At 49.8% G+C, this 24,018-nt stretch carries 19 protein-coding genes; 7 read left to right on the top strand and 12 right to left on the bottom strand.

All coding sequences use genetic code 11. The annotated features are described in order from the left end of the window. The first annotated feature begins 110 nt into the window (after nt 1-110). Nucleotides 111-1,586, top strand: a complete 1,476-nt coding sequence (gene ffh / locus E1H13_RS04185; RefSeq protein ID WP_169612151.1) for a signal recognition particle protein — start codon at nt 111-113, stop codon at nt 1,584-1,586. 191 nt (nt 1,587-1,777) lie between these two features. Next, nucleotides 1,778-2,734 carry a cation diffusion facilitator family transporter gene (locus E1H13_RS04190; protein WP_169612152.1) on the top strand — a complete coding sequence of 319 codons (957 nt, stop codon included), beginning with the start codon at nt 1,778-1,780 and terminating at the stop codon, nt 2,732-2,734. A gap of 12 nt (nt 2,735-2,746) precedes the next feature. Here the strand turns inward: E1H13_RS04190 and E1H13_RS04195 are convergent, their stop codons facing one another. The 9 genes from E1H13_RS04195 to E1H13_RS04235 all read right to left on the bottom strand — a co-directional run bounded on the left by E1H13_RS04195 (nt 2,747) and on the right by E1H13_RS04235 (nt 15,408). Further along, nucleotides 2,747-3,367, bottom strand: a complete 621-nt coding sequence (locus tag E1H13_RS04195; protein WP_169612153.1) for a chorismate lyase — start codon at nt 3,365-3,367, stop codon at nt 2,747-2,749. A gap of 65 nt (nt 3,368-3,432) precedes the next feature. Continuing rightward, nucleotides 3,433-5,136: a GMC oxidoreductase gene (locus tag E1H13_RS04200; RefSeq protein ID WP_169612154.1), complete on the bottom strand. Its 1,704-nt coding sequence runs from the start codon at nt 5,134-5,136 to the stop codon at nt 3,433-3,435. A 231-nt stretch (nt 5,137-5,367) separates the two neighbouring features. Then, nucleotides 5,368-6,300, bottom strand: a complete 933-nt coding sequence (locus E1H13_RS04205) for a glycosyltransferase family 2 protein (protein ID WP_169612155.1) — start codon at nt 6,298-6,300, stop codon at nt 5,368-5,370. Nucleotides 6,301-6,429: 129 nt separating this feature from the next. Beyond that, nucleotides 6,430-7,350 (bottom strand): glycosyltransferase family A protein, encoded by a 921-nt coding sequence (locus tag E1H13_RS04210; protein WP_169612156.1) that lies wholly within the window; start codon nt 7,348-7,350, stop codon nt 6,430-6,432. Between the two features lie 47 nt (nt 7,351-7,397). Continuing rightward, nucleotides 7,398-9,245: a glycoside hydrolase family 9 protein gene (locus E1H13_RS04215; protein ID WP_206070022.1), complete on the bottom strand. Its 1,848-nt coding sequence runs from the start codon at nt 9,243-9,245 to the stop codon at nt 7,398-7,400. Nucleotides 9,246-9,463: 218 nt separating this feature from the next. After that, entirely contained in the window at nt 9,464-10,798 is a 1,335-nt protein-coding gene (locus E1H13_RS04220; RefSeq protein ID WP_169612158.1) for a glycosyltransferase family 4 protein, read from the bottom strand. Between the two features lie 148 nt (nt 10,799-10,946). Continuing rightward, nucleotides 10,947-12,254 (bottom strand): oligosaccharide flippase family protein, encoded by a 1,308-nt coding sequence (locus tag E1H13_RS04225; protein WP_256378487.1) that lies wholly within the window; start codon nt 12,252-12,254, stop codon nt 10,947-10,949. 340 nt (nt 12,255-12,594) lie between these two features. Further along, entirely contained in the window at nt 12,595-13,914 is a 1,320-nt protein-coding gene (locus E1H13_RS04230) for an O-antigen ligase (RefSeq protein ID WP_169612160.1), read from the bottom strand. Between the two features lie 33 nt (nt 13,915-13,947). Continuing rightward, nucleotides 13,948-15,408: a GumC family protein gene (locus E1H13_RS04235; protein ID WP_169612161.1), complete on the bottom strand. Its 1,461-nt coding sequence runs from the start codon at nt 15,406-15,408 to the stop codon at nt 13,948-13,950. A gap of 603 nt (nt 15,409-16,011) precedes the next feature. On the opposite strand from E1H13_RS04235, the gene E1H13_RS04240 reads away from it, so the two are divergent. The 5 genes from E1H13_RS04240 to E1H13_RS04260 all read left to right on the top strand — a co-directional run bounded on the left by E1H13_RS04240 (nt 16,012) and on the right by E1H13_RS04260 (nt 21,474). After that, nucleotides 16,012-17,214 carry a polysaccharide biosynthesis/export family protein gene (locus E1H13_RS04240; RefSeq protein ID WP_347404118.1) on the top strand — a complete coding sequence of 401 codons (1,203 nt, stop codon included), beginning with the start codon at nt 16,012-16,014 and terminating at the stop codon, nt 17,212-17,214. 15 nt (nt 17,215-17,229) lie between these two features. Then, the gene (locus tag E1H13_RS04245; protein ID WP_169612162.1) at nt 17,230-19,446 is read left to right on the top strand and encodes an AAA family ATPase; all 2,217 of its coding nucleotides are present in this window, start codon (nt 17,230-17,232) and stop codon (nt 19,444-19,446) included. A gap of 91 nt (nt 19,447-19,537) precedes the next feature. Further along, a complete protein-coding gene (locus tag E1H13_RS04250) occupies nt 19,538-20,257 on the top strand; it encodes a pyridoxine 5'-phosphate synthase (protein WP_169612163.1) in 720 nt (239 codons plus the stop codon). A 10-nt stretch (nt 20,258-20,267) separates the two neighbouring features. After that, the gene (locus tag E1H13_RS04255) at nt 20,268-20,600 is read left to right on the top strand and encodes an MgPME-cyclase complex family protein (protein ID WP_169612164.1); all 333 of its coding nucleotides are present in this window, start codon (nt 20,268-20,270) and stop codon (nt 20,598-20,600) included. A 103-nt stretch (nt 20,601-20,703) separates the two neighbouring features. Beyond that, nucleotides 20,704-21,474 (top strand): hypothetical protein, encoded by a 771-nt coding sequence (locus tag E1H13_RS04260; RefSeq protein WP_169612165.1) that lies wholly within the window; start codon nt 20,704-20,706, stop codon nt 21,472-21,474. Between the two features lie 109 nt (nt 21,475-21,583). Here E1H13_RS04260 and E1H13_RS04265 read toward each other — a convergent pair whose 3' ends face one another. From E1H13_RS04265 to folD, 3 genes are all read right to left on the bottom strand, one after another. Next, nucleotides 21,584-22,039: a divergent PAP2 family protein gene (locus E1H13_RS04265; protein WP_169612166.1), complete on the bottom strand. Its 456-nt coding sequence runs from the start codon at nt 22,037-22,039 to the stop codon at nt 21,584-21,586. 16 nt (nt 22,040-22,055) lie between these two features. Further along, nucleotides 22,056-22,976 carry a geranylgeranyl diphosphate synthase CrtE gene (crtE, locus tag E1H13_RS04270; RefSeq protein ID WP_169612167.1) on the bottom strand — a complete coding sequence of 307 codons (921 nt, stop codon included), beginning with the start codon at nt 22,974-22,976 and terminating at the stop codon, nt 22,056-22,058. Between the two features lie 112 nt (nt 22,977-23,088). Next, complete coding sequence (gene folD, locus E1H13_RS04275; RefSeq protein WP_240966446.1) at nt 23,089-23,970, bottom strand: bifunctional methylenetetrahydrofolate dehydrogenase/methenyltetrahydrofolate cyclohydrolase FolD; 882 nt, start codon at nt 23,968-23,970, stop codon at nt 23,089-23,091. Between the last annotated feature and the right edge of the window lie 48 nt (nt 23,971-24,018).

Here is a 24,018-nt window from a genome sequence, read left to right on the forward strand (position 1 = left end):
AACGCTCTGAATCAGGTTACTAGTCAACTCTGGGGAGAAAGGCCTTCACCCTTTAGAATAGAAGTCCTGCCGACTGTCTGGCAGGTTAACGTTATCTTTCTAGCCTAGCTATGTTTGAAGCCCTGTCTGAGCGTTTTGAGTCTGCCTGGAAAAGCCTGCGCGGTCAGGACAAAATTAGCGAGTCTAACGTCAACGATGCTCTGCGGGAAGTCCGCCGGGCACTTCTAGAAGCCGACGTTAACTTGCAGGTGATCAAAAGCTTTATCGCCCAAGTCAAAGAAGCGGCCCTAGGCGCTGAAGTGGTCAAAGGGGTCAGCCCCGATCAGCAATTCATCAAAATTGTCCACGATGAGCTGATTAAACTGATGGGGGAGACTAACGCCCCCTTGGCCAATCAGGCCGAAAAGCCGACTGTGGTGCTGATGGCTGGGCTGCAAGGGACCGGTAAAACCACCGCTACCGCCAAGCTGGCCCTGCACCTGCGCAAAGAAAACCGCAGCACCATGCTGGTCGCCACCGATGTTTACCGCCCAGCGGCGGTGGATCAGTTGATCACTCTGGGTAAGCAGATTGATGTCCCTGTGTTTGAACTCGGCACAGACGCCAACCCGGTGGACATTGCTCGTCAGGGGGTAGCACAAGCCCGAGCCGACGGCATCGACACAGTGATTGTCGACACGGCAGGGCGCTTACAAATTGACCCCAAAATGATGGCCGAATTGGCCGATATCAAGACCGCCATACAGCCCGATGAAGTGCTGCTGGTGGTGGATGCCATGACTGGCCAAGAAGCCGCCAACCTAACCCGCACCTTCCACGAGCAAATCGGGATTACTGGAGCCATTCTGACCAAAATGGATGGTGACGCCCGGGGGGGGGCAGCCCTATCGGTACGACAAATTTCAAGCCAACCGATCAAGTTTGTCGGGGTGGGCGAAAAGGTGGAGGCCTTGCAGCCTTTCTATCCCGATCGCATGGCCTCCCGTATTTTGGGCATGGGGGATGTACTCACCCTAGTGGAAAAGGCCCAGGAAGCGGTTGATATTGCCGATGCCGAAAAGCTGCAAAAGAAAATTCTGGAAGCCGAATTCGACTTCGATGACTTCCTGAAACAGATGCGGATCATGAAAAACATGGGGTCCCTGGGGGGGATCATGAAGCTAATCCCTGGGTTGGGTAAGCAAATTACCGGGGATATGCTGGAACAGGGGGAAGTGCAGCTTAAACGCTGCGAGGCCATGATCAATTCCATGACCCGGCAGGAACGCAAACAACCTAACTTGCTAGCCGGATCCCCCAGTCGACGGCGACGAATTGCCGCTGGCTCAGGTCATAAAGAAAAAGATGTGGGTAAGTTGGTGAGTGACTTCACCAAAATGCGATCGATGATGCAGCAGATGGGACAAGGAGGTGGCTTTCCTGGCATGGGCGGCGGTATGCCCGGCATGGGCGGCGGCTTGCCCGGTATGGGGGGTGGTATGCCAGGACTCCCCGGTATGGGGGGCGGTGCCCCTCCTGGATTTCGAGCCCCTAGCCAGAAAAAGCAGAAAAAGCAAAAGAAGAAAAAAGGCTTTGGCGATCTTTAGGCGATAGTCCTAAGAAACAGCGCTCCACTAACTCCTTGGGGTAAGTACACCCTAGAAGAAGCGCCTCGAGGGCCTGGTATTCACCGGGCCTGTAGCTTTCAGTGCACCAGCTTTGCCTCCGTTCTACCGAATCCAGTCAGTGGTGGTCATCAGATTGCAGTACCATTAAGCCCGTTGTATCGCGTCTATCCATGAACGAGGGCGATTACCAACGCCGCATTAGCTATCGCCTGCTGCTAACCACCCTATGGGCCACGTTGCTATTACTGGCGGTAGAAGCCATTGGTGGCTGGGCCTGTCACTCACTCACCCTGATGGCTGAGTCTCTGCATACCCTGGTAGATGGGTTTAGCACCGTGCTGAGCTTAGTGGCGGTCACCTCTCCCCAACGACAAATGGGCCGAGAGGTGTGGGGCCATGGACGAGCTGAGGTGGCAGCTACCCTGGTACTCTGTGCGTTTTTGGGGTTTACAGGGATAAGCTTAGGGCTGATTGCCCTAGGGCAAGTGGGCCAGGCCCTGACCGGTGCTTCAGATGCCTTTCGGGTGGTGATGGATCCTCAGGTGCTGCGATTTACGGCAGCGATGGTGATTATCAATATCGCCTTGGGCATTTACTCCGGCTATCAAGCCCGCAGCCTGCGCAGCTTGACCCTAAAACTGAATACTCAACACTTCTTAACCGATGCCTGGCTGACCATTTTAATGGTGGTGGTGCTGCTAGCCATCTGGCAAAACCAACGCTGGCTAGACCCCGCTTTTGCCCTGGTGCTGCTGCCCTTGGTGGCGCGCAGTCTGTGGCGAGTGCTAAATGAGCAATTACCCATGCTGATTAAACCTACCGCCATTGCCCCCGAGGCGATCGCCCATGTGGTGAACCAGGTAGAAGGGGTGACCCGTTGTACCCGGATTCGCTCCCGAGGGATGGTGGGTCGCCAGGTGTGGATTGAAATTTACCTGACCCTACATCCAGAATTTATCGAGGCCGCAGAGGCGATCGGCGAGCAGATCGACGCCCTGCTGCGGCAGCAGTACGGTCCCCTGCGTACCCAAATTTGGTACGAGTCCGCCCGCACCCATCAGGATACATTTTCTGATCCTGATATCACCTCGTATCCTCCGCCCTCCGGTGGACCTGATTGGCACTGAGTTAGTCTTTCCCTAACGATTGGGTCCCCCCTGCATTGGCCCCAAGTACCGCGTCAGGTACGGAGAAAACACCTCGTAGATCAACGTCAGCGGCTTGCCTCGGTGCCAAAACAGATAATGGCGTCCCCAAAAAGGTCCCTGCTGGTCGAATGCCTGCTCTAGGGCAGCAGATTCTCCATAGTACAGCCCTTGAATATCCCGATAAAGCTCTGTGCGTAGCTGGGCCAGACTAGCCCAAATCGGCAAAGATTTGTTCTTTAAATAGTCATCCACATGGCTGGCTTCCCACCAGGAGGTGGCATAGGCTAACCGCTGCCCTGAGGCGGTACGCAGCCACACTTGCCGACGCAGACGCGGACCGGGCACTACCTGAATAATATCCGGGGCACCATCTGGATTCATGCCAACCGGCGCCATATCAATCACGTCTACTTCGGTGCGATCGCGCGTCAGCAGCTGTAAATGGCGGGTGGGAGACCCATCCCCTAGCAATAAAATTTGCCAGGCGGGAGCCAGCTGTTCATGAGGCAAACCGGCCTGTACAGTAGGCTGCTCAGCTTGCCAGAGAGGTCGCAGAGCATGCCAGCCGTAAGGCACAGCCGGATTTTGTATGGGCTGGGTTACGGAGGTCAAAGCACGTTACAAAAGTTCATCTAGTTCCTATAGTATCGTGCTTTCCAGAACAGCGCCGACACCCATCAGGTTGAGGCCAGAAACAAATCCGCTACCCTCAAGGCATCAGCAATAGCCGTCAGGGTAGGATTGGCATAGCCAACGCTGTTGGGAAATACTGAGCAGCCAATCAGGGTGAGGTTTTCAACCCCATGGACTCGGTTTTCGGCGTTGACTACCCCCTCCGCAGGATCCTGACTTTGACGAGTGCCCCCCATGTGGTGGAAGCCACTACCAGCCCTTGGTATTTCTCCTTGGCCCAGGTCACGCATTGACACAAAGGGAGCCACACCGGCCTTATCAAAGGCTTCAGCCATTAATTCCCTTGAACGATTGATCGCATCCACCTCCTTACGGCTCCAAGACCACTGGAGAACGGGTCGTGGTAGACCCAGGCGATTGCGCTGTTTACTCAAACGAATTCGATTATCCGGGGATGGGCGTTGCTCAAACATCGCCTCGACCGCCAGGATTTCAACCCCGTGTTGACGGGTTGATGGGTCACTCCACCCGCCCAGGTGAGTACCATGCACCGATGTCTTCCAGACTAGATGGGCCAGTCTCAGGGTACGCATTGGGGATGAGGCCAGCCCCGGGACCGATGCAAGTAACGTCTTAAAATCCTTTTGCTTCAGAGCATCTATGGCCTTAGTACAGGCGATGCCGCTCCTTGAGCAATAGTCCCCGGGTCGACCCACCAAGTCAACGGAAAACCTCAACATCTCCCGATCTCGGGCTGCTGCAGGGGTCAGTTCATGCCCCCGCAATACAGGCACGCCCTGAACATCTTGGAAGTCGTACCAGGCCGCTGCCCTAGCTAGAGCATCATCCCCTGCCCCAGTTAGGTAACCCAGCCGAACATGGGGGTGATCGCAAAACCAACGACCAAATACATCATGGGGATCTGCCAAAGCCCCCTCATCTTTGGCTATTAACAGTTGCCGAGCATTTTTGATGCCGCCCAGGGCCAAGACATAGTGTTTGGCTGCGAGGCGCACTTCATTACCCTGTCGATCGCAAGCAATCAAAGCCGTTACCCGCTCTTGTTTATCAGTCTCGATGCGGAGTAGGTGTAAACCAGAACGGACATCAATCCCTGGATGGTTAAGTACGTCTTGCAGGCGCTGGTGGCGAATGACGTCAGCCCGGGCAAAGTGAAATAGCTTTGTGGGCAAAAGCTGGCTGGGCAGAGGAAAAGGATCTAAAGCATCCTGGTAATCCGCAATTTTAAAGGTCTGACTACCTAGGCCCAAAAATGTCAATGCGTCTGGATAGCGATCGTATATGTCAGTCGCTGATGCGGCCCAGCCAGGGATATCCAGTTCAGGACGTGCTTCAAAATCAGCCAGGGCGCCAGGCACAATGCGCACATGTTGCTGGGCGGTAGGACGCGATCGCACCCCCCACCGCCAGGCACTCCCCCCCGATCCCAGATAACGGGAAAACGACAAATAGTCATGATTTAAATACTGTTGAATGATGCCGTCCTCTAGCAAAGTTGGGTCAGATCTGTCTTTGGCTTTAGCAGCGCCAACCACAGTGCCAAAGTTCAATTCATGGCCTTGATCACGCTCTGCAAATTTGCCGCTATCGATTAAGGTTACAGACTGTCCACCATTCGCTAAACGCAAGGCAAAGGCTAGACCAATAGGTCCACTACCTACTATACAGATTGATGTTGGATCAATCGCCCGCTCAGCTTTACTTGTAGGTTCTTCGGGTGTTTTCATAACGAAAACCTCCATAATCAGTAGTGCAACAAATGTTTCAAGTAGGCATTAACTACAATTCACTCCGAATAATTCACTCCGAATAATTCGCTCCGAATATCTGGTTCCGAATATCTAATACAGTTATGAACAAAATTAGGTGAATTCGATGTTCATTTTGATCACTGTAACTTAGCCCAAGTATATATGGTTGCCAGGACCTCAGGAAAAGGTGAACTTTATCCAGGTATCCTAGCGATTTGCTCCTCCCCAAGCTCCTTGAATATTTAAGAGTCCAGATAAGGTGCCAAACCCTTTACACATATACATCAAGGCATTAGCCCGATGATAGCCCCCTTTCAATAAGCTAATAGGAAGTGTAGACAGGCCAATTGCGATCAACGCAATGCCCTTGAGTAAGCGTACCGCCTGTAAGCTTAGAGAAGGAAATATCTTTTTCTCTAGTAAGCTATGAGAGCTCCAACCATAATAACTTCTAGCTAGCAACCACCTTAACGTAGTTCGTTCAGGCGGTATTATCTCATGAACGACAGCATCGCTAGCCCACACAATTTTAGCCCCTGCCTTGTGCAGCCTCATAAATAGGTGAACATCTTCAGAGCCTTTGAATGCAAAATCATTGTCAAAAAGTGTATCCAGCTTACTAAGGCACTCTCGCTTAATCAACACATTATGGGTATAAGCTATATGAATACAGTCTCCATTTTTACGGTTAGGAGGATTGAAAAACCCACCGTTTTTAACCCAATCAGGGGTTTCTTGCTGTGCTTCGAAAATAGGATAAACTGGACCTGTGACAATATCGGCCTGATAGCTTTCCTGCATATGTAGTAAGGAATCTAACCAGAGCCTGTCTGGAACCTCATCATCGTCAATAAAAGCGATAAAATCTGTATCGGAGGAGGTATTTTGAATGGCTCTATTTCTGGCAAAGGTTACCCCTTGCTGTGGCTCAATGTGGTAAGAAATAGGCCACTTTGATTGACTGGTCATCTGTTCACAATACTGCCGAGCTGAACCAGAGGCATCGTTATCAACCACCACCACCTCAATGACTGGCAGCTCTACATTTTTAAATTCCAGTTGAGCAATTCCTGCCAAGAGGGTAGCTAAACCTTCAGGCCTCTTGTAAGTTGCTATACATATTGATACAGAAGCAGCCATAGTTAGTTAGGGTGCACGGTGGGGTATACTGCGTGACTATCAGTAAGCCAGTCAAAGCCAATATAAACAATAAAATTATCGAATGCTAGAGTAATAACTGCCATTCCTTGGCAATATCTTGTATGTCTACTAGACTTCTTGATTAAGTTGGGCGTAAATTTTTTGCCTGTGGGCTTCTCCTGAACCAGTTAAGCCTTCAAGAGTTCGTTTAAAGCCCCAATCCATAAGATGAGCAAAACACTGAGCTCGCTCCCCCCCTGGCATCGAGTATTTCAGCAAAGATGAAAAATATTCCCTGAATCGAATAGCCGATGTCTGAACCCCGGACATGTTAACACCTGAAGCATGAGCTTCCTGACGTTGGGAAAAATTGTGCTCAACCTTGGACTCTAAATGCATGGCTGTTAAAGAACCGGCATGGTCACGACGAGCAAATAAGGCTTGGTCTAAATAGCCAATATTACCTTGTAGTAGAACTTCTGCTAAAATGTTGCGCTCAGAACCAAAATAGCTACCTGCTAGCTTAGTTTTGGCCACGCATTGCGATCGCATCACCCCATATATTTCGTATATGTTGACTGTCCATAGCACTCGCCAGAAGCGCTCGTTAATGTGTTCGCTGGCTAAGCCTATATCCTGATAAGTACCTACCTCATTACTTTGATCATCAATACATAGGGTTGGACAATGGGCCATCGCTAAACTTGAATCATTATCAAGCCAATCTATACATCGCCTCAAATAATTGGGCTTAATAATATCGTCGTGGGCGGCCCATTTAAAGTAAGGTGTCTCTCCTGGAGAGAAAACATAGTTGAAATTAGGCGCCATGCCAAGATTCTGAGGCTGCCGATAATAGTTTACTCGGGAATCTTGTTGAGCATAGGAGCGGCAAATTTCTTCGGTATTGTCAGTTGAAGCATTATCACTAATGAGCAAGCGAAAGTCGCCGAAGGTTTGACCCAAAATTGACTCTATGGTTTCCCCTATGTGTTTGTCACCATTGTACACAGGCATACCAATCAAAATGCGAGCATTTTTTTCTAGCATAGTCAAATTCATCCTAACTAAAAAACGATAAGCTATCTAACTTTAGTCTATATATCGCCTGCAACAAACTTAGATAGTAGCTTGATATAGCTGCTTTGATAAGCAATAGAAGGCTCAGTAATTTCCCACATCCTTAAATCACCTCCCTGATTACTATCCAGATAAGCTTTCATAGGGGGATATTCAGCTAGAGGAGCCGAACCAGTGTAGTTCCTATTAGGTCCACCAGTCAGGTAGCCGGGCGCTGGACCACTGGGTGAAGTTAGCGCGTTACTATAAATACCTCGACCAAACCACTCGTGGTACATCTCATTGGCAGAAAAAGTTACCCCATAGTCATACATATTAGTCAAATAGACCATGCCAAAAGGATTCACTCCATGTAGGTAATGAATCATACTAAGGGCAGCAGCGCTATATGATTCGGGAGAGCTGTTTTCACTATCGTTGTGAACTATCAAGTTATAGAACTCGTTACCAAAATTAGCCTTAATATTGTTGCTGCCCCAGTGATACTGGGCGTCCGGCATATAAGCTCGGTACGGATCAAGTTCCTCCAGGTTAGCTTGATCGGCTAAAAGCGGCTCAAGGGAGTTGACAAATGCTTGAAGTATATCATCTTGAGTTTCTGGACGACCAGACTCTAGCTGCGTATAGGCCAGCAAAGCGTCTCCCACATGAGATTCATAGATAGCCCAGCCAAAGCTTTCAAACGGGCGGGTATCTTGGAAGTACTGGACAATGTAACTGTCATAGATAGGATTTTCAGTCAGTGCAAATAGATAAACAGCGGCACTGACAGCTAACCCAATTTGTTCTGCTTCAGATCGATCAGCATCACCAGCTTTAATTTCCTGGGTGTCACAGTCAGTTTGTATTGGATGAGTCATAAACCAATCCCAGGCCAAAATAGCCTTGTCTTGCAACGTTTTAGCACTGAATTCTAAGGCAGGAATATCCCTGAAAACTAGGGCAGCATGGGCAAACATACCCGCATTGGCAATGGACGACGATGAGCACTTAGGTCCATAGAAGCGAGGGCGACGATCAAGACTGGGCTTTTCTGCCCGATCAAAATCAAGCGTCCCAAGTTTGATAAAGACACCCCCGTCATCATCCTGCATCCGCTCCAACCAGTCCAACTCGAATTGGAGTTCATCTAAAAGATCAGGAATACCATTGCCTGACTCAGGAATATTGAAATCGTCAGTCCAGACCTCTGGATTTTGAACATAAGCGTCTAAGAATTTGTGTACTGCCGACACTGCAAATGTTACATATTTATTAGTATCGCCAGCATCAAACCAACCCCCACGCATATCCCGTTCCAGTGCTGAATTGTCCTTGTCATCGACAAAGCGAGCTTCTGTGTCTTGTCCAGGGCCGAGAAATGCAGCGTCATCGACCCAGCGTTCATCAGCAAAAGGAGGGTGTTTTTCAAAACCACTGCGCTGATAAAAGAACATCCGAGTTGCCGCTACTAAGATATCTCTATAAACCGATTTAGAAATCTCAAATTCTGCTGATTTTTCACCAGTTCTAGAATTTTGAATGACATACTGCCCAGGAGTATGAACTGAGGATAGATCAAACCAAGCAGCACGATCGCCCGACTGAGAATGAACTTCTCCTTGGTTCCAAATAGAAGTTTTTGCTTCATAAACAGACGAGCCCGTTGCGAGGGAAATGACTTGATAAGTGTCTGACAGATAATCTGCAATAGCAGGGAATTCAGTATCTGTGTCTAGACTTGAGTCTTCGCTATCCGGTTCAGGATTTACCGACTGAATAATTACCGCAACTTTTTGATCGTCTGGGCGATAGCCAAACTGATCAACTAAAATAGTCAAATTCTTATTCACCGAAGAACGATAAGAAAGTGCAGAGTTTGTCATCCCACAGCTTATTAGGATAATCGATGAAAAAGTTATAATTGCTGCTAAGGATAGGCCAATTATTTTGGCAAGCCACTTACTCTGAACTAACATTATATATATGCCACTAAATTACCTACAATCGTGTCAATAGGGTTGAAATTTGCCAGCTAAATCGTCATTCACATGGATCTCCATAAAGCCATTTGACCCCAAAATAGTCATTTAGCCCGAGACTACTACACTAATGTTCCTGCTCCATTCTCTAACACCTGGCTAATATTGCCTTGTTTTTTTTTGCTCCAGAAATCAGGCTTGCTGAGGGTCTTATCTAATGTCCACTGATATATCTCTAAATTCTTTTTCGCTTTTGCTTCCCAAGAATAGTGGGCGATCGCATGGCAGTAAGCTTCATCTCCCAACTTTCGGACTCTATCTGGTTCAGTAACCAGTGCCTCTAGTTCTCTTTGAAATGACTCAATCAATTCATTTCTATCAGTCATCGGTACTTTTACACCACGATCTGGTTCGATTAAGCCACCACATCCGCCATAGTCAACCACTACGCAGGCTAAACCACAAGCCATAGCCTCAACCACTGCCCCTGCTCCCAACTCTCGGATAGAAGGAAAAGCAAAAATGTCTGATTCCCGCATTAGACGGCCGACTTCATCGTGGGGAACCTGCCCAAGTAACTGAATACAATGTTCCAAAGACTTGGATTTTACAATTCCTTCTAGTCTGGCTCTTTCAGCCCCATCTCCAACCATAATCAGTTGGTGTTCTTGCAGAAATGAACTGCGAGCAAACGCCTGAATGACGACCTCGGGCATTTTATAGGGAACTAATCGGCCCACATAAAGCACAGTTAGTTTTTCCTTTCTCTCTTTTTCGTCTAATTTAAATAATTCGGGATCAATTCCAACTTCTGGAAAGTTGATTACTTTGTCTTGGCACGAAGCTGGTAAATCAGCTATAGTATGTTTAAATGCAGCTAATATTGAACTTGATTTTTTGTAAGTTAGCTTCTGATAGGGTAGCAACTTATAAGTATCGCGCAATGAACTTAACCATTCTCTTTCTCGGCGTTGCTCTCCACTAAACTGCTTAGGCCACTTTAAACCTCCATTCAGCGGACCCAGAACGAATGGTACTTTGCTCCAGGCTGCTAGGGGACTGGGCAAAGTAGGAGTCATTGGTGTTAAGCGATGGATGATATCAAAGTAGCCATCATTTAATTCAGATTTGAAACGTTGCCAAGCTATCCACTCGAAATATAGATAGCTGGGATACATTAAAGCTCTATAAATTGTCCAGCCAACGTTCTTCTGATGGCCACCCATTAAAAAGAAAGCTGTTTTCTCAAATGGTTCAACTATTTTTTTGACATCCAGGAAAACGACTTTTGCGTTGCCAATCCCCCCGTGCTTATCTATATTCGGTTGGTTCTGGGTCTGCGTGACAACAACTAACTCATCTACATGGTTAGCCAAAGCCTTTGCATAGTTATAAGCCACAGCTGGCAGCGAGTACCATTCTGGATTACATTCAAAAGCAAGTAATAAGACACGCATAACGACTACCCCAGATATTTTTTCTAATCTCAAACAATAATGCTTAAAAGTATTATCATGCCAAGTTTAACTCAGGATCTGGAGTTTTTCCACAGGTATAACTTCAGGTCTGGGCTGGGAGTTGGCTCAATACAAGCTGTAGGGCCTGTTAGTCTCCTTTATAATTATTAGAATAGTCCTTAGATTGTTGCTTATAAATAGGAACAATAATTATCCAGAGGAGAACTGTTTTCAGGCTTTCAGAGATTAGTGTGGCCCAAATTGCTCCTCTCCATGAGTAAATGGGAATCAGATAAAGATTAAGACCAACATTCAAAAATGCTGCTGCTACCTGCACATAACTTCTAGTTCCCTGAAAGCCAGCCCCGGTCAACGAATCAGAGGCTAGGTACTCCAGGCCATACAATAGGTGTATAGGTGCTAACCAGATGACAACAGAAGACGCTTCAGCAAATTCCTCTCCCAGTAATCTTGGTACAAAGGGTGAAAGCAAGAGCAATGCAATGAGCGCTACCCCACTGTAAGCAAGAATAAGAGGCAGTAGCTTCTGTGCAAAACTTACTGTCCCCTTAATACCTGACTCGCCATACTTGAAAAATCTTGCGTAGCTAGCCCCCTGAATCGAAAAGATCGGTATCTTGCTCATATCAATGAAGCGATAACCAGCGCTGTATATCCCTGCTGCGACTGGATTCGCTAGGCCTATCAGCATTGTTCTATCTAGCTGAGCACTGACGCCAGAGGCAGAGCTAGATAGAGAAAAGAAAAAGCCTTGCTTAATATTATTAATCGAGATAGAACTTAGTCTAAATTCAGGCTTGCCGAATTTTTTTTGAACTAGAGCAAGTATTACTACTGCTGGTACAATCGAACCCACACAATAGAGAATTCCCCACCCAAGTAAGCGATAGTCTTCAGGGAAAAATGGTAAACATAGAGCAGCTATCAGCTTTGTAAAGCTGTATATCATTCCATATTGTGCTCCTTTTTTTATTTGATGGTTGGCAACAAAAGCCATTTGACCTAACCCGCATAGCTTAAGGCCAACGATGTCTGCCAGCAAAATTAGTAAAATAAATAAGGGTGGGACTGTCGGTAGGATGATGGTGATTAGGGGAAAAACAGTAATTAAGGCAATGCCGATTGTTATCCAAAAGACTAATAGGGTGCCGCCCCAATATTTAGAAAATTCAGATGAGTCTCTTGAGACATTTTGGATCAGAATATCCCCCATGCCAACACTAATGAATGGAAAAACAATAGCCCAGATTGCTTTAGTCCCTTCAAATAGGCCATAGTCTTCTGATCCTAAAAACCGAGCTACCGCAACAAAATAAACTATTTGGACAGCCATGGTTATTGCTTTAGTTGAAAATGTCCAAAAGCTGTCTTGGAAAAAAGCCCTACTTTTCAGATTTGAGGCTTTGGTGAAAATATTGCTTAAGAGTCTATTCATTGATTATTTGACATGGAAAATATAGCACCTGGTGCAGTGAGGCAGAAGCAAACAAGAAAATCCTACTCTAAGTCAAAATATTTATTAGTAGAAGTAGATGTTATTAGTAGAAGTAGATGAATAATTTCCGTCGTAGATCACTGGATAGGACTTTTAATCTATATTGCGCAGTTACATCATAAGGTGCTAGTTCTAGTCGCAAAAACAAAGACTAAACATTCCAATAAAAGATTAGTGATCACTTGCTCAGTAAGCACATTTGGCTTTTACATTTATGTCGACTAAAACTAACGATATATATGATGAACATATGAAAACTGCTTGGACTGCGTCTCAAGTATTAGGCTAAGCCTTTAATTTGCTTTGCCAGTTCTTCCGGCTGAGAAATCAAGTTCTTGAATTCGGTGGAAACCGATATCACTGCACTTGAAAGCAGGATCCAGAAAAAACTGTTTTGGGCCAGCAAGGTTGACTCAGAAAAATTGACTATGAATGCATAGGATAGTAAAACAACTGGCCACAGGTATTCTGGGCAAAATCGCATTTTAACTAAGGCAACTGATTTGATTAGAGTTAACCAGATTACCAAAGCAAAGACTACAGAGCCCACTAAGCCAAGCTGTAAAGCTAAGTCCAGAAAACCATTATGGGAGTCTGGTACTCTCCAACGCAATGTACGAATTACATCAGCAGATTCCCCTTGAGTACCATGCCAAAAACCACTGAATCCATATCCCAACCAAGGCCTTTCCTGAATCTTTTGGATGACTGCAGGCCAAATGTCTGTACGCCCTGTCAATGTCAAATCTCGCTCAAAGAGGTCTAAGACTGGTGTTGCAATCTCAGTAAACCAAACGATAACACTTAGCGCCAAGAGTATCGACAGTAAAAATACAGAAACGAAAAATGGCAACCTCAGTCTAAATACCTGACTAGATAAAAGTACAATTACGGTCAGCATCACACCGTTTAATAACGCTCCCGCTGAGGCCGAGGCGATGATCAACCCCGCACTAGCAGCTATCCCCAACCAAGGAATCAACTTTTTGGAGCCGGGGCTAGTGACTAAGAGCAAAAAGGCCATTAGGCTGAGAACCATAAATTTCCCAAGACCGTTCTTGTGGGTGAACACACCTCTGGGAGCACCAGCATGGACTCCCCCCATGATTCCATATTGGGGTAAAGCCACAATAAAGAGGATGCTGAGAACAACAACTATTCCAAAAGCCCAGGCAACTAGCTTAAGCTGCTCCTTAAGGGTAAAACGACTAGCAATATAAAGACCAAACATGGTCGTGCCAATCATACCAATAGACCCGGTCAGCGTTCTGTCAGGGGCTGCTGACCAAGCAAATGAGAGGGGCACTATCAACATAAATCCGAGAAACAGTAAGTTTTGGGAGATAAAGTGCAAAACTTTCTGCCACCTTAGGAATAGAAGGCTAAAAACAACTAGATAGTTGAGGACAAACAATAGGTTGAGAATTGAAAAGTCAAAGGTGGTAATGTCTACGCCATCCCCTTCACTGGCGCCCTGAATAATTAACAGCGGTATAACTGCATTTGTATATAGAACTAAGGACGCCACAGTGAATATTTGCTCTGCCTTGCTCAGTAAAAGCAGAGCATTATTACTTATGTATTGGCTGACTTTGAGCATGAGTTTGCCAGAATACTACTGATTATGGTGCTGCTACTCATCTTTGGCTGAAGTGGCAGATTCTAAACTTTCGATACTACTAGCGGATGTCATACCTTGAAGAGAGCGGGTAACTGCCTTAGATCGCATGAGTTCTGAAATCAGGATGATAGCGATCGCAAGCAGGGTGCCGGCCATCACACCAATAGCTACAATTCGGAGTTTAGCTCCTGAATCAGGGTCTGTAGGTGGTGTTGCGGGTTGAATTATCCTTGTGTTGTAGGTGGTTTCATTTTCTTGAACTTCCAGCTCTTGAAGCCGAGTTAGTAGAGCGCTATAGGTTTCTTCAGCGACCTCAATACGCCGCTCTAGGGCCCTTTGCTCTGCACTCAACGAAGGAACATTTGATAGCCTGTTTTGATATTCTGTCTCATAGTTTCTGAGCACAGACAATTGTTGCTGCAAGCCCGAGTATTCTAGCTCTGTATCGAGAAAGTTCTGAATTAAAGCTTGGGTGATACTTTGCCCGTTTGTCGACCCCTGAACTAATCTGTTAGGGGCTGAGGCGGAACCACCGACTAAATTAATTTGTTCAGCAAGAAATGCTTGTAGTGACTCTTGCTGAGACCTGAGCTGCCTGACGACAGGGCTATCAGCACTAAACCGGGCTTGTTGAGCAGCCAGGTCACGTTCCACCTCTTGCAGGGAAAGGATAGCTTCCTGTACGCCAGGATTCTGACTCAGGATGCCAACTTGTAACGCATCCTGGGGATTAAGTTGTAACTTACCCTGAAGCGCTGAAACTTGAGTTCCAGCAGACTCTAAGCTAGATTGAACAGTTGCTATTTGATTTGACAATACTTCTAGACGAGCCACTAGAGATCGAGCTTCTTCATCCAAAACCCCAATCTGATTTTGCTCGAGGAAGCTTCGAAGTTCTAGCTCAGCCTGGCGAACGACAGCCTCAGATTGGGGTAACTGGGCCAGTAAGAATTCTCTGGCTTGTCTGGCTTCCGCCCGGTTCGTTTCAATGGCAACTTCTCGATACTTGTCTACCAGAGTATTGACCACCGATGCCGCAATTTCGGGGTCAGGGTTGGTGTATAAGACCTCAACAACATCGGTGCCGCCAATAATGCTAACATCAAGAGATCTATCGAGGTCCCTTGGGGTGAGAGGTTCTCCACCTTCGTTCTCAAGATTCAGAACATCAATGGTCTCTTGAAGCAGAGGTCGAGAGCGGATCACCTCTATTTGAGTTGTCAGCGGCGTTTGATCACCCAGCAGCGACTGCAGCTGTCTTTCATCTCCTCCAAACCCAGTTAGAACAGCTGTTCGATCCACCTTCGTAAATAAAAGCCTGGAATCAGCTGTATACTCGGGCGTCACCTGGGTTGCAGCGAGGGCAGCCAAAGCGACACAGCCGGCAAAGGCTCCAGCTGCCAGTAAACCAGACTCTCTGATAGACCTGTCGACCTGGTGAAGATTCAAATCGATGGACTCTCTATTGTTCATATCAATACTGCTACTTCTGGGCGACTAGCGGAACATGGCGTTAGGGAAATGCACACTGAATATCTCGTAATTATATTAGCTGTATCAGCTTTGATGCTTGTCTTAGCTTCGTCATTCGCCACTCATTTACGGGTAAAACTTAGCAAGATTTAATCTTTAAGATTCAAAGGATAAAATCAGGATAACTCAAACATGACGACAATACAGTGTTTTCCTCAAGGACTGAGGAGCAAAGATAGAAGATAAGTTAATCAATAGATATACAGTAAACAATAGTTTCAGGACAATTACTTGTAGGTCTTGTGAAGTTAACTTAAATATTCGAGAAATTAAACTTGATGAAACAGACAGATGGAATCATTAAGCTTAACCATAGCTAGCATAGGCCTTGTGATGGGCTTGTTCAGGGGAGAGATCAGTGATATTGCCGAAAAGTTTATATTCACGCATAGAATATAAAGCTTTTACGAATGGGGCGTTATCCATCGCATTGAAGCAGGGGGGACTGGGCTACACCAAGTTCAACCCTGGAGTTTTGCCTGTGGGAGCCCTCCAACCCCCGAGCTGGGTTTGGCATAGAATCACTTTAGGATTAAATGTATCGTGAGTCGATATTTATTTTGCTGTCTGTGGTTGCACTGGTGTGGTGCTGGTTTAGTGGGGCTGTGGGCTGTGGTATTGCCGGAGTTGGCGATCGCCCAAGTACCAGCAACCCAAGATCGTTCCTCTATCTTGCGCTTTGACCCTTGCCAGGGACTTAATCAAGGGGGACAGAGCCGCCTATCTATGCCTGAGGGAGATGCTCTGGATCAGGGAGGAGCAATCGTGGCAGACCCTATGGAGGAGTGTGATTTCCCGAGCTATCGCCTAGGGCCTGGGGATAGTATTTTTGTTGGGGTGCAGCGGTTTCCTGATCTTAGCTTTGAGGCTACTCTGGATTTGCGCGGCAATGTGGTTATGCCTCTGGGGGGATCCATCAACCTGGTGGGGTTAACCCCTGAGCAAGCTGAGCGTCGCATCTACGATCGCTATAACCAATATGTAGTGAATCCTGACATAGCTGTGATTTTGACGGGGCAGCGCCCTGTGGAGGTAACCGTCGTGGGGGAAGTCCCACGTCCAGGGTTTCATCCCCTAACAGCGCCCCAGTTGTCGACCGCCCTGTTATCTGCAGGAGGAACGACGACGGAGGCCGATTTACGGCGTGTGAGGATAGAGCGCAGCCACCCCTCTGGCCGCTCGATCCATCAAACCATCGACTTGTTTAAGCCGTTACAACAGGGGCGAGCCCTACCGCAAGTCAGGCTGCAAGACGGGGATGTGGTCACGGTACCCCGTTTGACCCATGACAATGATGATGATTACGATCGCGCCCTAGTCGCCAGATCAACGCTGGCCAGGCCAGAGATTGTGGTGCGTGTTTTGAACCGGGCCGGGGGTGGCCGAGGCATTGAGGCTCGGTTTGGGGCGGTGACCCTACCCAATGGTAGTCGGTTCCTAGATGCGTTGGCCCTAGCTCAGGTGAATCCTGACTTAGCCGCCTACGATCGGATCGCGGTTATCCGGTTTAATCCTGAAACCGAATCGGCCGATACAATCATGGTCGATGCGGCAGCGGCGATCGCAGGGGACATGGGCCAAAATATTGCGTTACAAGACAACGATGTGCTGGTCGTAGATCGCAATCTGTTGGCTCGGGTGACCTATGGGTTAAACGTGTTTACCCAGCCCTTTCGCGATGTCTTGGGCTTCTTATTATTTTTTGACTCGTTGGCCAATGCGGCTGATTCACTCTTTAGACCTTAGGAGTAAAACCCAGCTATGGCCTCTACAGCGCTGAAACGGTATTGGCTCGCTCTGGATCGCCATCGATGGGCCAGTTTAGCTAGCTTGTTGGGGGTACTGGGGCTATCTACGGTGATGGCGCTGCGACCGCCCCGGCCTCCTCTGTATCGAGCTGAAGGCAGCCTGATACCCAATAGTCCTGTGGTGGCTTTGACGGCGACAGGTAGCGAGGTGCAACAGCGGGGCCAGGGGATTATTTCAGAAGATTTTCTGTTGGCGGAGGTTTTGCTGCAGCGGGTTTCGGCAGAGCTCAGGGATCAGGGGGTTGATCTAGAGCCTGAGACCATCCGCGATCGCACTCAATTACACCTGGATGGGGATGACGACGAGGTGTTGAGGGTGAGGGTGACCTTTGACCACCCGAATTCAGATTGGGCCCAGGCCGGGCTGACCTTACTGTTTGAAGGCATGGTTGAACTCAGTCGGGTGGCGAACCGGGCCCAGTTGCAGGAAATTTTAACCGCTCTAGATGAGCGATTGCCCGCCATTGAAGCCGACTTACGCACTGCCGAAGCAGCACTGGAGGCTTACGATCGCGAGGAGGGACCCGCCATTCAAGCCGCCTTAGATGGCAGTTTGCTAGGGGCGATTTCAGGGGGGCAACAACAACAACGGCAGAACCAACTAGCCCTCGCCAGTCTAAACTCCCAAATTCAGAGCTTGCAACAGCAGCTGGGCCTGTCTCCAGAAGAAGCATTGACTGCCGCTGCCCTGAGTGCGGACCCAATGATTGCCCAACTGCGATCGCAAATTTTAGATGCCGAAGCCCAGCTGGCGCTGCTGGCCGACAGTTTGCGGGAGGCCCATCCCACCATCCAGGACCTGCGCCAAAACCTGGACGCCTACAATGCCCTCTTGCAAGACCGGGCCACGGAAGTGATGGGAGTGATGGGGGGAGGACCAGCCCCACAGCCCTCCCTCAGCCAGGTGCGGCGCAGCAGTACACTGGATCCAGCTCGAATTAATTTGGCGAATCAGCTGGTGGCCCTAACCACGGAGCGGGAAGCCCTACAGCAGCAGCAGCAGGTGCTAGCCCAGACGGATGGTCAGCTGCGCCAGCAGTACGCCGGGTTACCGAATAAGCAGCTAGAGCGCGATCGCTTGGCTCAGCAGGTGGCCTTGAACCAGGCTCTGTACGACCAAATTCAAGCTAAGCGGATCGATGCCGAGGCGGCTGCCGCTGAAACCGTCAGCAGTTTAACAGTGGCCCAATGGCCTACCACAGCGCTACTCGAACGACTAAGCCTGCCGCCTCTAGCGATCATGGCCCTAGGCGGCGGCTTGGGGCTCGGCCTAGCTATCGCCGTCGCCAGCCTGCTGGATCAAGTCGATGGTACGTTACACACCCACGACGACTTGCAGGACCTACTACAAGTGCTTGAGGTACCCCTGTTGGGCCTGATGCCAACTCTGACTGTCGCCTCAGGGTCGCCCCTGGTGCTATCGGCCCAGCCAGCTTTACTGGCAGACTATGAGCGCCTGCGCAGCAATCTACAGCTGATCCACAGGGGATCTGCTCAGGAAGATTCAGCGGTTACCCCCACCTGTATCCTGCTAACCAGCATCCACCCACAGGCGGGCAAAACAACCACAGCGATTAACTTGGGCATTGCTGCCGCCCAGGCCGGTCGTCGTACCCTGATTATCGAAATGAACGTGGGTCAAGCCTCTTGCTGCACTTGGTTAGGGATATCGAGGCCATCAGTTCTAGAACCCCTCCACTATTACGCTGGACGCTATCAGAATCCGATTCAAATGGTGCCAGACATAGAAAATCTGTACATCGCCCCCAGTCCTCAGACACCGCTTCAGGCCGCCGTCTTAGAGTCTGATGAAATGCAGCAGTTTTTAGCCACCGCCCGAGCTCGCTTTGACCTAGTGCTGCTGGATGCCCCAGCCCTAAATCAAAGCAATCATGCCCTGGTGTTAGCCACCGCCACTGATGGTTTAGTTGTCGTCACCCGCCCTGGTTACACCGCTAAAGCCCCATTAGTAACCTGGTTGGAACGACTGCTGAGCCGTTCTGATTTGCGGCTTCTAGGGGTCGCGATCGCAGATGCCGGTGATCCTGATGGCAGCGCTGATTGGACCCTTGGGGAAAGCGCATCTGAGCTACCCACCCCCCTAGCTGGAACGGCAGCGGGAACAACGGCGGATCCAAAACCCTCGGTAACCTATCCAATCGATTTGTAATCCTGGGAAATCCGTTCAAATCAGGGGGATCCATGGGGTAGGATCAAAGGCGGCCTTACTTAAACCTCAGTCATTGCTAGGAGCCACTGGATTGCCTACCCTGGGAGTTAATATCGATCACATTGCTACCCTCCGCCAAGCCCGCCGCACTGTCGAGCCCGATCCTGTGGCCGCCGCTGTGCTAGCGGAGTTGGCCGGGGCTGACGGTATTACCGTTCACCTACGGGAAGACCGTCGCCACATCCAGGACCGTGATGTGCGGTTGCTGCGCCAGACGGTGCGCACCCACCTGAATTTGGAAATGGCTGCCACCGATGAGATGGTGGTCATTGCCCTGGATGTTAAGCCAGATTATGTCACTCTGGTACCGGAACGGCGAGAAGAGGTGACCACTGAAGGTGGGCTAGATGTAGTCGGGCAACTGGAACGGATCACCCATGTGGTGAAAGCCCTGCAAGGGGCGGCTATTCCGGTCAGTCTGTTTATTGATGCCGAAGCCAAACAAATTCAGGCGTCAGCTCAGACCCAGGCGCAGTTTATTGAGTTACACACTGGCCCCTATGCCAATGCTAAAGCTGAGGGCGATCGCCAACAGCAGCTGAGCATTTTAGCCGAAGGTACTCGGCAAGCTCTGGGCCAGGGGCTACGGGTTAATGCGGGTCATGGGCTAACCTACTGGAACACCGTTGAGGTGGCTATGATTCCAGGCATGGAAGAGCTTAACATTGGCCATAGCATTATTAGCCGGGCTGCTTTAGTGGGTCTAGAACGGGCTGTGAGCGAAATGAAACAGATCATTCAAGGGAGATAAAGAGATTGCCATGACCACCTATTACTACGCTGTTGCCAGCGAGAAATTTTTGATTGATGAAGAGCCCTTAGAGGAGGTGCTGAAGGAGCGTCACCGTTACTACCAGGAACAAGAGCAACCAGTGGACTTTTGGCTGGTACGCTCCCCTGCCTTTTTAGAAGCACCCGAATTAGCCGCCGTCAAAGCCAGTTGCCCTCAGCCAGCAGCGGCCCTGGTTTCCACCAGCAAAACCTTTATTACCTGGGCCAAGCTGCGGTTTGAATATGTGGCCACTGGCGAATTTCAAGCCCCCTCTGACAGTATTCCCGACCCATTAGCTTCCCTGAGCTCAGTCGCCTCCTAGATTCAGGATAGGGGGGAAACATCCTTGGGAATTTATTAATCTGCCCCCGAAACCAAACGGTTTGGGCTAAAATCGCTGGCAGGTTGTGGTAACAAAGGAAACAATGAACAAGGTGTTTGGGCGGCAGCAGAGAATTAGCTTGGTGGCGGTTGGCCGCAGCTGGATGGGGACATTGGGGGGGCTTGCCGTCGCTTGGCTCGCCCCTGTGCCCGCTGCGGTGGCTGAATTCCCCCCCTGCCCTCCCCCCTCAGCTAATGAATATTTGTTGCTCGTGCGCGGCAGTACCGAGGCCGAACGCAACCGAGTTCAGGAAACCCTACCGTCCAACAGTACGGTGATGATCTGCGACTACCTGAGTGATACGGTGGTGCGGGCCGGTGGCTTTTCCAATTTAGAAAATGCCAATGCCTGGGCTCAGTACATGACCGAAGTAGAAGGGCTTCAAGCCTTTGTGGCCCGACCGGCAACCACGACGACCCAACAACCGTCTCCTGCCCCCGAGACTACCCCTCCAGAGACCACTACCCCTAACCAGGAGACGCCCCCAGCTCCTGACCAGGAAAGCCAGCCCACTCCGGCCCCCCAGCAGCCAACGGAGGCCACTTTTGCGCCCCAACCCCTGGGAGAGGGCTTTGCGGTGCTGTTTGACTATCAATATCAACCGGAAACCGCGATCGCGATTCAGCAGCAGATTGGCCAGGCCGTGGGGTTATCTGTGTATCGGCAACGGTCCTATCTGTTGATTGCCTATAGCCCCGATGTGGAAGGAGCCGCCTCTACCCTGTCGGTGCTGTCGGGCTATGGGATTCCAGCATTCATTGTGAATAGCCAGGAAGTGGTGATGCTGACCCCAGCGGTGGCGCTTCAACCTTAGGGATCTGTCAAAGCTAAAAATTAGGGTAAGCGCTTGGCAAAAGCCTTGTATCTTCAGGGAGGTTGCTTCAACACAGTAAGACTTACCGTGCACCGGTAGACAGGCAATGTCAGTAAGCTGGGCTAGCTAAATACGAAATCACCACCCCCAAGGCTGACCCCACAATCACTTGAAAGGGGGTGTGGCCGAGTAGCTCCTTTAGACGATCTTCGCTGAACTCGGGCTTCTCTTGAAACAGCTCATCAATAATTTGGTTCAATACCTTGGCCTGCTTACCTGCGGCTTGGCGCACCCCAGCAGCGTCATACATGACAATAATTGAGAAGACGAGGGTGGCGGCAAACGTAGGACTGGCCCAGCCCAGGGTCTGACCAATGCCGCAGGTTAGGGCCGTCACCAGGGCAGAATGGGCACTAGGCATCCCCCCCGTACCTACCAGCACCCGTAAATTTAGCTTGCGATGCCAGATCACTTCAATTATGGCCTTGATGATCTGGGCCGTAAAACAGGCAATTAGGGCCACCAACAGTACATGGTTGTCCAGAATATCGCTAAAATTTTCCATCAGCTTACCCTAAGCCTTAGTAGGTGCGGTTGATAATGTAATCGGCGATGGCCAGCAGGGGTTGGCGTAGCTCCCCAAAGCCATCGAGAGCCGCCTTAGCTGAGGCAATTAACGTTTGGGCCTGATGGCGAGACTCTTCCAGTCCCCATAGGCTGGGATACGTGGCCTTTTGGGCGGCCACATCTTTACCCGCCGACTTGCCCAGGGTTTCAGAAGTGGCCGTAATATCTAGAATGTCATCCACGATTTGGAAGGCTAACCCAATCCGCTGGGCGTACTGCCTTAGTTGCTCAACGTCTGTATCAGTGGCCCCGGCTAGAATGGCTCCCGAGGTGACAGAAACCTCTAGCAGAGCCGCCGTCTTATGATTATGGATATAGGTCAAAGTATCTAAGGTAATGTCGGGATTACCCTCGCTGGCTAAATCCACAATTTGGCCGCCCACGAGTCCCTCGCCGCCCACGGCTCTAGCCAAGTTTGCAATCACCCTTAACACCCTTTCCGGGTCGGCGTCCTGGGTTTGGGCAGCCACATGTTCAAAGGCATAGGTGAGGAGGGCATCGCCAGCCAAAATCGCCACATCTTCCCCATAGACTTTATGGTTAGTGAGTCGCCCCCGCCGATAGTCATCGTTGTCCATGGCTGGTAAGTCGTCATGAATCAGCGACATGGTGTGGATCATTTCCAGCGCACAGGCCGTCGGCATGGCCGTGGTTATCGTTCCGCCAGCCAACTCACAGCTGGCTAGACAAAGGATAGGCCGCAACCGCTTTCCCCCGGCCAGCATGGAATAGCGCATGGCCTCGTAGAGGGTTTCGGGATATTGGATAGCTAGGGCTTGATCGATGGCCGCTTCGACTTGCTGACGGCGATCGCTCAGGTAAGCTGACAAATCAAAGGCTGAAGTTTTGGGATCAAGGGAATCGGTTTGCACCATGGCAGCAATGCGGGTTTTAACAGACGAACAACGATAAATCTTAAACCTTTAAGCCAAATGTTCAGCTAGGCCAGATAGTAACATCTGGACGGAAAACCGCAGAAAATCTAGCTTAGACCTGAATCCGACTACGATAGCTCATGACGGTATTTTCAAGCAGCATGGCCACCGTCATGGGGCCCACCCCGCCGGGCACCGGGGTAATCCCCTGAACCACGGAGGCCACTGATTCAAAATCAATGTCGCCCACCAGTCGAGAGGCCCCGTCAGGGGTCTCCACGCGGTTAATACCCACGTCAATCACGATCCCTCTGGGTTTGACGTCAGTGGCCTTGATCATGCCAGGGCGACCCACCGCCGCCACTAGAATATCAGCTTGGCGGGTCAGGGCGGCCAAGTCAGGGGTCCGGGAGTGGGCAATGGTCACCGTAGCATTGGCTTCTAGCAGCATCAGGGCCATGGGCTTACCGACCAAAATACTGCGACCCACAACCACGACATTGGCCCCACTGGGGTCGATATCATAGGCATTGAGCAGCCGCATCACCCCATAGGGGGTGCAGCTGCGTAGGCCCGGTTCGCCCCGCACCAGCCGCCCTAGGTTAATTGGGTGTAAGCCGTCCACATCCTTGTTGGGGTCAATGGCATGTAGCAGGGCTACTGCATCTAGATGGTGGGGTAACGGCAGCTGCACCAAGATGCCATCCACATCGGGGTTCCCGTTCAACTGCTGAATCAGCGCCAGCACCTCAGCTTGGGTGACCGTGGTGGGCAAGTGCTGACCATAGGAGGCAATGCCAACCCGGGTACAGGCTCTTTCTTTGTTGCGCACATAGGCGGCACTGGCAGGGTTATCGCCGACCATAATCACCGCCAGCCCCGGCGGCCGCCGGCCAGTACTGGTTAGGGACTGGATCGTTGTAGCGAGTTCGTCTTGAAGCCGGGTAGCCAGGGCCTTACCGTCAAGCAGTTGAATCATAGGATGGGCCGTCATAACCAGGATTTCAAACAACAGTGTCTCAGATTTTGGGCGTATTCCTTG

This window comes from Nodosilinea sp. P-1105 (genome assembly GCF_012911975.1).
Classification (GTDB): Bacteria; Cyanobacteriota; Cyanobacteriia; order Phormidesmidales; family Phormidesmidaceae; genus Nodosilinea.

Coding starts and splice junctions, on each gene's coding strand:
- ffh (WP_169612151.1), top strand. CDS start 111: ATGTTTGAAGCCCTGTCTGAGCGTTTTGAGTCTGCCTGGAAAAGCCTG.
- E1H13_RS04190 (WP_169612152.1), top strand. CDS start 1,778: ATGAACGAGGGCGATTACCAACGCCGCATTAGCTATCGCCTGCTGCTA.
- E1H13_RS04200 (WP_169612154.1), bottom strand. CDS start 5,136: ATGAAAACACCCGAAGAACCTACAAGTAAAGCTGAGCGGGCGATTGAT.
- E1H13_RS04205 (WP_169612155.1), bottom strand. CDS start 6,300: ATGGCTGCTTCTGTATCAATATGTATAGCAACTTACAAGAGGCCTGAA.
- E1H13_RS04210 (WP_169612156.1), bottom strand. CDS start 7,350: ATGCTAGAAAAAAATGCTCGCATTTTGATTGGTATGCCTGTGTACAAT.
- E1H13_RS04215 (WP_206070022.1), bottom strand. CDS start 9,245: ATGACAAACTCTGCACTTTCTTATCGTTCTTCGGTGAATAAGAATTTG.
- E1H13_RS04220 (WP_169612158.1), bottom strand. CDS start 10,798: ATGCGTGTCTTATTACTTGCTTTTGAATGTAATCCAGAATGGTACTCG.
- E1H13_RS04225 (WP_256378487.1), bottom strand. CDS start 12,254: ATGAATAGACTCTTAAGCAATATTTTCACCAAAGCCTCAAATCTGAAA.
- E1H13_RS04230 (WP_169612160.1), bottom strand. CDS start 13,914: ATGCTCAAAGTCAGCCAATACATAAGTAATAATGCTCTGCTTTTACTG.
- E1H13_RS04235 (WP_169612161.1), bottom strand. CDS start 15,408: ATGAACAATAGAGAGTCCATCGATTTGAATCTTCACCAGGTCGACAGG.
- E1H13_RS04245 (WP_169612162.1), top strand. CDS start 17,230: ATGGCCTCTACAGCGCTGAAACGGTATTGGCTCGCTCTGGATCGCCAT.
- E1H13_RS04255 (WP_169612164.1), top strand. CDS start 20,268: ATGACCACCTATTACTACGCTGTTGCCAGCGAGAAATTTTTGATTGAT.
- E1H13_RS04260 (WP_169612165.1), top strand. CDS start 20,704: ATGAACAAGGTGTTTGGGCGGCAGCAGAGAATTAGCTTGGTGGCGGTT.
- E1H13_RS04265 (WP_169612166.1), bottom strand. CDS start 22,039: ATGGAAAATTTTAGCGATATTCTGGACAACCATGTACTGTTGGTGGCC.
- crtE (WP_169612167.1), bottom strand. CDS start 22,976: ATGGTGCAAACCGATTCCCTTGATCCCAAAACTTCAGCCTTTGATTTG.
- folD (WP_240966446.1), bottom strand. CDS start 23,970: ATGACGGCCCATCCTATGATTCAACTGCTTGACGGTAAGGCCCTGGCT.